Source organism: Paraburkholderia sp. BCC1884, assembly GCF_900996225.1.
Taxonomy (GTDB): domain Bacteria; phylum Pseudomonadota; class Gammaproteobacteria; order Burkholderiales; family Burkholderiaceae; genus Paraburkholderia.
In genome coordinates, this window is sequence record NZ_CAAJGL010000048.1 from 1 (window position 1) to 427 (window position 427).

The window sequence follows — 427 nt, forward strand, 5'->3', positions numbered from 1 at the left end:
GCTGCGGATCTTGGCAAGACGCTGGAACGCCTCGAGCTGCGCCATCACCGTGGCGAGTTCCGACTGCACCTTCGCGATGTCGATATCCGACTTCGCGTTCTGCAGCGTTTCCTCGGCACGACGCTTCGCTTCCTCGGCCTTCGCGGCGTCGAGATCCCGGCCGCGAATCGCGGTGTCGGCGAGCACGGTCACGGCGCCCGGTTGCACTTCGAGAATGCCGCCGGCGACGAACACGAATTCGTCCTGACCGCCTTCCGATTCGATGCGCACCGCGCCCGGACGAATCCGGGTGATGAGCGGCGTGTGGCCGGGCAGAATGCCCAGCTCACCCGACTCGCCCGGCAGCGCGACGAACTTCGCCTGGCCCGAGAAGATTTCCTCTTCCGCGCTGACGACGTCTACTTTAATGGTTGCCATATGGACTCCT

At 64.6% G+C, this 427-nt stretch carries 1 protein-coding gene; it reads right to left on the reverse strand.

All coding sequences use genetic code 11. The annotated features are described in order from the left end of the window. On the reverse strand, window positions 1–417 hold a 417-nt coding region (locus FQ705_RS03850), incomplete at its 3' end, for a F0F1 ATP synthase subunit epsilon (RefSeq protein WP_144138098.1). Between the last annotated feature and the right edge of the window lie 10 nt (window positions 418–427).